This window comes from Candidatus Zixiibacteriota bacterium (assembly GCA_036480375.1).
Taxonomy (GTDB): domain Bacteria; phylum Zixibacteria; class MSB-5A5; order GN15; family JAAZOE01; genus JAZGGI01.
In genome coordinates this window covers 1-7,609 of the sequence record JAZGGI010000030.1, presented here as the reverse complement: position 1 = coordinate 7,609, position 7,609 = coordinate 1, and the positions used below count along the sequence as shown (strand labels likewise).

Genomic DNA, 7,609 nt, shown 5'->3' with positions numbered 1-7,609 from the left:
GGAAAAACAAAAATGACCGCCCTAGTAGCCTCTATGAAAAAACTCCTCATCATAATTCAGGCTATCCTAAAAAAGAAAATACCATTTGACCCTAATTTTGCACTTGACTCATAAGACGGTATCTACAAGAGAATTACAAGATAACAGTTTTATTTACTCAAATCATCATAGATAAATTTGACCATATCGTCGGGGGGGATGAAGCCGGCGTTGGTTTCGTCGTATTTTGCCGTCGGTTTGGCGGCAATTGCTTGCTCCAAAGTTTTGCCCGAATCAATCATAGCCTGAATTGACGCCACGAATTCTGCCAGCATATCCCGATAATTTTTCAGACCGGCGAAGTCGGTGAGCGGGCCGTGACCGGGAATTACTTTGGTGTCCTGATTAATAATGCCAAGGATGGTATCGAGCCCTTTTAAAAGCCCCTTAAATGTTCCGCCATTTTCGAGATCAATGAAAGGATACATTTCGTTAAAGAAGATATCGCCGACGCTTATCACATTCGCTTTTTCAAAATAAATCGCTACATCACCATCGGAATGAGCGTTGGCCAGATGAAAGGTATTAATATTTTCGTTATTCACATTATAGGTCATTTCATCAGGGATAAATACTTCGGACAGCCATTCTTTGGAAAGAGGAGGATTTTCTATTTCGAAATAGTCTATTTTCCAACCTGAAGATAAAGTCCTGTAAACGTTTTTGTGAGCATACACTGTCGCGCCCTGCTGATTGATAAGGTCGTTGCCTCCGGTGTGGTCGCGGTGATAATGGGTGTTGAACAGGTATTTGATCGGTCCGCCTCCGAGAGAATCGATTGTTTCTTTTACTTTGGCGAACTGATTGGCGCTGGGATGATCGACCATAAAGGTCCCGTTATCGCCAAAGAGGACTGTCATATTGCCGCCCCACCCCTGAAGCATATAAAGATTGTCAGTAATTCTGGCCGTGGCAATTTTAATTTCATCGGTAGTCTGCGCATACGCGCTCATCGATATCAGCGGCGCGATCATTAAAATTATGGCGATCCGAAATGAATTTTTTATCAAGTTCATTTAAACCTCCTTAATTAAGGTATTTTTTCAATACTACGAGGTATATTTATGAAAGGTGGGGTAATTTGTCAATTTATTTTACGGAGTGTATTTTATTGATATTCCCGCAATTGGTAAATATAATGCGGGTTTCCGCCTGACAATCCCTTAATATACTAAGACTGAAAAATATGATTAAAGTCGCGTATTAAATATTGGATATACAATTTCGTAAAAAGGATACCCATAGTATTATGCGGTCAAGAAAATCTCTTGACAAGTCGATGATAATAACTATGTTATAGCCCTGAATTTTGACAGGCCGGCGTAACTCAGATGGTAGAGTAGCTGATTTGTAATCAGCCTGTCGGGGGTTCGAGTCCTCTCGCCGGCTGAAAAATCAGAGATGGTAACAGGAGAAGCTAAAGGAAAATATTTTTATAAATATCGGAGGGGTTCCCGAGTGGCCAAAGGGGATAGACTGTAAATCTATTGGCGAAGCCTTCGAAGGTTCGAATCCTTCCCCCTCCATAATTTTAAGGCTCTGAATTTTGGGATTTGGAGTCTTTTTGTTTTTAACCACTTGTGACTTTTATTCGTGTTAGAGCGTATTACCGAGTTTAGAAAAAAGTGATTGGCGCGGCGTTAATTAAATGGTAGATTGGCCTCTAAAATTAAATAATTATGGGGAGTTTTGTGTCCGACCAGGCGAAATTTATCAGCAATAGAAAACCGGTTGAAAAAAAACTGACTGATCATACCGAAGGCTCCATAATCGGTTCGATCCTGAAGATGGGACTGCCTTCGATGATTGGTTTTGGTCTCGGCAATATTTATAGCCTGGTTGATATGTATTGGGTGTCGAGCCTGGGACCGGAAGCTGTCGCGGCGCTGACTATCGCCGGGCCGATGCTGTGGGTAGCTCACTCGGCTAATCATATTGTCGGAGTTGGTTCGGTCGCGATTATTTCAAGACGATACGGCGAGAAAAATGTCGAGCGAACCGAGAGGTCGATTAAAGATACGATTTTATTAAAATGGATCGCGGCTCTGTTTTTTGGTTTTATCGGTTACCTACTAACACCCTGGGCACTGGGTTTATTAGGAGCCGAGGGCGAGGTTCATGAAATCGGGGTTATTTACTCGCGCATTATTTTTATTGGGCTGGGATTTAATTTTGCTACTTATTCAGTGTTTACCTCAATGCGCGGAACGGCCAATCCTAATATCGCCATGGCGCTGATGATATCGCTTTCGGTATTCAATATAATTCTTGATCCGTTTATGATATTCGGTTGGTGGATTTTTCCCGCCTGGGGCGTCAAGGGAGCCGCCTGGGCTTCGGTTATTTCCTATGCGCTGGCTTTTACCGTCGGTATGATAATCATGTACATGGGGGGAACCAATATTAAGCTGAGGTTATGGTCCAAAGAGAAAATTCGATACGATACCATGTGGCAGATATTGAAAATCGGCGCTCCGGCCGCGATCGGATCGTTTTCGTTTACGACTTCGCGAGCGGTAATAATGCCGATAATAGCGACTTTTGGAACAGGAGTGGTGGCGGCTTACGGCGTCAGTCAGCATATCGCCGCTCTGGGAGTCATGCTGATGGTGGGAATCGGATTAGGATTATCGGCTCTGATAGGACATAATCTTGGGGCAAAGAAATTTGAGCGCGCAAAGCAAACGGCTACTCAGGCTATTCGTCTGGCGACCGGCATTATGATATTTTTAGGATTATTGACTGTGATATTCGCGCGGTATATAATGGGATTGTTCTTTGATGACCCGGAAATAATTGAATACGGAATTACAATATTATACGTAAGCGCTTTGGCTTTGCCTTTCCTTGGCGCGTATTTCATGATGGAAAATATTTACACCGGAGTCGGGGATAACAAGCCGATTATGATTATGGATTCTACATCCGCGTGGCTTATGCAAATCCCATCGATTTTGATATGTGTCCATTTACTGGGAATGAATCAAAATGCGGTGTGGTGGTGCATGACTATTTCAAATATCGCAATAACGTGGATATTTTACCTGTATTACCGCCGAGGCAACTGGTTGCATGTGAAGGTATAAATATTTATTCACCTAAGAAAATATTGTAAAATCAATATCTACTACCGGTACACCGTTTTCGATTTTTTCCCTGCGTCCTTTCATGAATATGCGGTCCCAATTATTTTCATCTAAAGCCATTTCTGAATTTAAAACAAGATAACAATCAATCTCCCGCATTTTCATAAAGAGGGGGATATGTTTTAGCCAAATCGCGTTAATTTGGTTTTCAGAAGAATAACCTTCCATGAAATTGGCAAAGAATCGCCGCGCGAAGGTCGCGTCACGAGGCTCAAAACGATTCGACTGCAATTCATAAAATAAGGGAATCGCTATATCGTGAGCAAACCAATTGTAGGCACAATCGTCAAAATCAAAAATCGTCATGTCGCCATTGTCGATAAAGAAATTCATCTGATGAAGATCGGTGTGAATCAGACCGAAGGAATTGTCATCTCTCGGTAATCGTTTCATGTCATCAATTACATCATGGCATTGCTTTAACACTCTGGGGAATTTATATTTTTCCAGTTCGATATTTTTCCAATTGAAGAAGCCATCATTAAATACATCAATTCTCCTAAACTCTGGCTTAATCGGTTTGTATTTTTTTGTGAGGGCATGCATTCGTCCCGTTATTTTTCCCCATTTGATAAAGAGAGAATCGTCCCAATCATCTTCGCTGATGTGATGTCCTCTTACCTTTTCAAAAGCATAGATCAGGAAGTATGAATCATCCACATCGATTCGCTCGACCCATTTTTTATTTAGAGACTGAATCGGTTGAGCAACTGAGATTCCATGTTCTGATAAGTAATTAGTCCAGTCCAACTCGCCGAGAATCTGATTTTCGTTCCTATGCAGACTATGAGTGATTTTTAATATGTATTCCCGACTATTGCGTTCAAATTCAAAAACAAAACTCTCAAATGAGCCGAGGCGTTTGAGTTCATCAGGATTTTTATCGAAATAACGAGCAGCGTTTATTAATATTTTGTCTTTATGTTGTGCGAATGTCTTTTCACTAATTGAATCCATGTTTAATTCTCCTACTTGTTGGCCCAAAGCAATTTTTCGAACTCTTCTTTAAGCATGCCAAATCGTATATCATCATAATATTCGCCGCGAATGTAACGCTCCTTTCTAAAAACACCTTCCTTTATAAAGCCCAGGCTTTCCTGAAGTCTGATCGAACCGATATTATTTTCATGGGCGCCGGAACGCAATTTATTCAGTCCCAAACTCTTAAAAGCATAACGGATTAAAAGTCTGGCAGCTTCAGTTGCATATTTTTGTCGCCAGAATATTTTATCAATTTTTATTCCCCAATGCGCGCTTCGATTGTACTCAGACATGTTAAAAAGGACAATATTGCCCATATGTTCGCCGCTCTCTATAATAATAATACTGAATATCAACATCTTGTTATTAAGCACGGCCTTGGAAATTTCATCTCTGGTTTTTTCAATTGATTTTGGCCGGAATACACCACCGTCCAGGTAAGATAATTCCGGATCATTATCCCAGGCAAAATTTAAATCTGTATCCTCAATTGAAAGAGGGGTTAAGAAAATCCTTGCCCCTTCAAGAAAATGTGGTCGTTTGAGATTTTTTTCATTTTTCATGCTATATCCTTTACTTTAATTTTCGAGCTCTAATGTTATTTAGTCAAGAAACATATAAATTACTACCGGATCAGGCCAGGCCCTTTTTCCTTAACTCATTATTCTCGCGGGAATGCTGGCGGTATTTCTTATCCCGTTCCCGGTATAGCTGACGCTGCGCTTTGACATCCTTGCGGCGTTCCAAATGGGCTAATTCTTTTTGTAATTTCAGATAGCTGTTGAATCGAGATTCATCGAGCTCACCGGACGAAATGGCGTTTCGAACAGCACAACCCGGTTCGTTTTGATGCTGACAGTCGGCAAAACGGCAGTGCGAGGCCAATTCCTCAATATCTGAAAACGTACGGCTGAGACCTTCCTCATCGCCGAAAGCCTGAATTTCTCGTAAACCGGGCGTATCGATGACGATTCCTCCCGAAGGGAGAACAATAAGTTCACGATGAATTGTCGTATGCCGGCCGCGGCTGTCGGCGATTCGGACGCCGCCGGTATCGAGCCTGTCTTCACCCAGCAAGCGATTTATTAGGGTAGATTTGCCAACCCCTGAGGATCCCAAAAAGACGGCAGTTTTTCCGGGGGAAATGCAAGTCCGCAATTGATCCAGTCCGCTGCCTTCTATGGCACTGACTGTTAGGATTGTTACCCCTATCGCGACCGACTCAACTTCTTCGAGGCATGCCTCCACATCCGGGCAGACATCGGCCTTATTAAGGACGATTACCGGGTTGGCGCCGCTGTCCCAGGCGATTGATAAATACCGTTCGATGCGTCGAATGTTGAAATTATCGTCCAGACCGCAGACGAGGAATACCTTATCGATATTGGCCGCCAGAACCTGTTCATCGGTTTTTCCTCCATCGGTTTTTTTGCTGCCCGACAATACCGCCTTACGGCTGAAAGATGATTTGCGGGGAAGCCGGGCATGGATAGTTGCCCGTTTTTCATCTGGTCGAACCGACAGGGCTACCCAATCGCCGACCGCGGGAAAATCGCTGAGGCATTTGGCGGCATGCATAAAGCGTCCGGATACTTCAGCCTGCAACTGACCTTGCTCGGTCTCAACGATATATATTTTTCGATGCTCGCGGATAATTCTACCGGGAGTATAATTGTCGTTATTCAGAGAATTTAGATGACTCTCAAATTCATCATTCCAACCCAAAGATTTTATATTCATTTCTTCTTTTTCCTTCAATTTGATATTAATCTTTCATCGTACCTATCAGGTACACGGAAATCCATTGAGTTTTTTGGAGGATATCCGCAGACATATACCACGCCCGCGGTAAAAAAGAGATGAATAGATTATATAACCGCGATAAATAAAAATACCGCAGCTTACGGGCATGATATTAAATAAGAACTTCCGCCCGTTCAGTCATAAAATTCTCCTTTCAGAACTACATCGTCAAATAGCATAATATCAAAGACTACGCAATAAGTATATACAATGTTTCAAAACTGTCAAGATAAAAGTCGGCCTGAGATAAATATTGAGTTTTCATCTGTTGCATAGAAACAATTCACGGATTACATTAGGATTTCCTGTTGGACCATATTATAGCGGATTGAATTGCAGATAGCCTATGAAGAATTTTGAATTTCATATTCCGACAAAAATTATTTTCAGTCGAGGTGGAATTTCCAGATTGGGCAGTATCCTGCGTCCATTCGAAGATAATATTCTTATTGTAACCGATAAAATTGTGTCGTCAAAAAGTCCAGCTGTGGAGGCCGCTCGTGAAAATTTAAAAGATCGCACGGTCGCCGTTTTTGATGACGTGGAAGAGAATCCATCAATCGACACAATCACACGGGGAAAAAAGACCGCGGTTTCGAACAAGGCCGACATTATCGTCGGCATTGGAGGAGGATCGTGCATGGACGCGGCCAAGGGAATCGCGGTATTGGCCACTAATCCCGGAGAGATAGGCGTATATATGGCCGGTAAAAGTCTCGAGAATAAACCTCTGCCTAATATTTGCATCCCCACAACATCCGGTACCGGAAGCGAAGTGACTCCTTATGCCGTCTTTACCGATAGAGAAAAAAAGTCTAAAGGAGCGATCGGTTTTGAGGAAATATTTCCTCGCGTAGCATTAGTGGACCCTGAACTTACCTACACTATGCCCGAAAATGTAATTGTAAGTACCGGAATGGATGTTTTGACGCACGCCGTCGAAGCATACTTATCGACTGAATCGTTTAAGATGAACGATATGCTGGCGCTGCATGCGATTGAAATCGTCCGGGATAATTTGCCTGTGGCTCGGGATGGAGATAAAGGTGCGATGGATGCCATGGCTTATGCCTCAACTCTGGGCGGAATTGCTATTGCGCATGCCAGCACGATTTTGCTTCATATAATGGCGTATCCGTTGACCGTATATCATAATATTCCGCACGGCAAAGCTAACGCCATTTTATTGCCGGAGTTTTTGAATTTCATGAGGGAAAAATCGACAGTGATTGAAAAAGTAGTACGGCTCGATAGTATGTTTGAGAAAGTCGGAGGCATTCAAGCATTTGTTAATAGTCTGGGGATTTCAACGTCTCTATCGGAATACGGGGTTGATCCTGGAGAGTTTGCTAACTTTGCTGGAAAGACAATCATCAGGGGCGATATAAAAATTACGCCCGCGACAATTACCAAAGAGTCAATTGTGGATATTTATCAGAAAGCATTATGATAAAGAAAAGCAAAATGACTCGTTATGGATGCTATTTGGACACCTGTATACTTAACATGTGAGTGTGTCGTTTCAGCCTAATCCGGACACGTAGTACTTGTAATTAAGACGTGGTTTTGTAGATTTGGCATATCAGAGAGGAGTTAGTTATGAGTGCCAACAGAAGCCAGAGTCCTGAATCGGTAGTCCG

6 protein-coding genes and 2 tRNA genes are annotated in these 7,609 nt (G+C 42.4%); 4 read left to right on the top strand and 4 right to left on the bottom strand.

Features of this window, described 5'->3' with window-relative positions; all coding sequences use genetic code 11:
• Positions 1 to 149 precede the first annotated feature (149 nt).
• Positions 150 to 1,055 carry an MBL fold metallo-hydrolase gene (locus V3V99_09950; protein ID MEE9442973.1) on the bottom strand — a complete coding sequence of 302 codons (906 nt, stop codon included), beginning with the start codon at positions 1,053 to 1,055 and terminating at the stop codon, positions 150 to 152.
• A 300-nt stretch (positions 1,056 to 1,355) separates the two neighbouring features.
• Between V3V99_09950 and V3V99_09945 the strand changes: the two genes are divergently transcribed.
• The 3 genes from V3V99_09945 (at position 1,356) to V3V99_09935 (ending at position 3,125) form a co-directional block, all read left to right on the top strand.
• Positions 1,356 to 1,428: transfer RNA gene (locus V3V99_09945), tRNA-Thr, on the top strand.
• A gap of 55 nt (positions 1,429 to 1,483) precedes the next feature.
• Positions 1,484 to 1,565: transfer RNA gene (locus tag V3V99_09940), tRNA-Tyr, on the top strand.
• A 165-nt stretch (positions 1,566 to 1,730) separates the two neighbouring features.
• Positions 1,731 to 3,125, top strand: a complete 1,395-nt coding sequence (locus V3V99_09935) for an MATE family efflux transporter (protein MEE9442972.1) — start codon at positions 1,731 to 1,733, stop codon at positions 3,123 to 3,125.
• A 12-nt stretch (positions 3,126 to 3,137) separates the two neighbouring features.
• On the opposite strand, the gene V3V99_09930 is transcribed toward V3V99_09935, so the two are convergent.
• The 3 genes from V3V99_09930 to rsgA all read right to left on the bottom strand — a co-directional run bounded on the left by V3V99_09930 (position 3,138) and on the right by rsgA (position 5,906).
• Positions 3,138 to 4,142 carry a phosphotransferase gene (locus tag V3V99_09930; protein MEE9442971.1) on the bottom strand — a complete coding sequence of 335 codons (1,005 nt, stop codon included), beginning with the start codon at positions 4,140 to 4,142 and terminating at the stop codon, positions 3,138 to 3,140.
• Positions 4,143 to 4,153: 11 nt separating this feature from the next.
• Positions 4,154 to 4,729: a GNAT family protein gene (locus V3V99_09925; GenBank protein ID MEE9442970.1), complete on the bottom strand. Its 576-nt coding sequence runs from the start codon at positions 4,727 to 4,729 to the stop codon at positions 4,154 to 4,156.
• 70 nt (positions 4,730 to 4,799) lie between these two features.
• On the bottom strand, positions 4,800 to 5,906 hold the full coding sequence (gene rsgA, locus V3V99_09920; GenBank protein MEE9442969.1) for a ribosome small subunit-dependent GTPase A: 1,107 nt from the start codon (positions 5,904 to 5,906) through the stop codon (positions 4,800 to 4,802).
• Between the two features lie 409 nt (positions 5,907 to 6,315).
• Between rsgA and V3V99_09915 the strand changes: the two genes are divergently transcribed.
• Entirely contained in the window at positions 6,316 to 7,419 is a 1,104-nt protein-coding gene (locus V3V99_09915; GenBank protein MEE9442968.1) for an iron-containing alcohol dehydrogenase, read from the top strand.
• Positions 7,420 to 7,609: the final 190 nt, after the last annotated feature.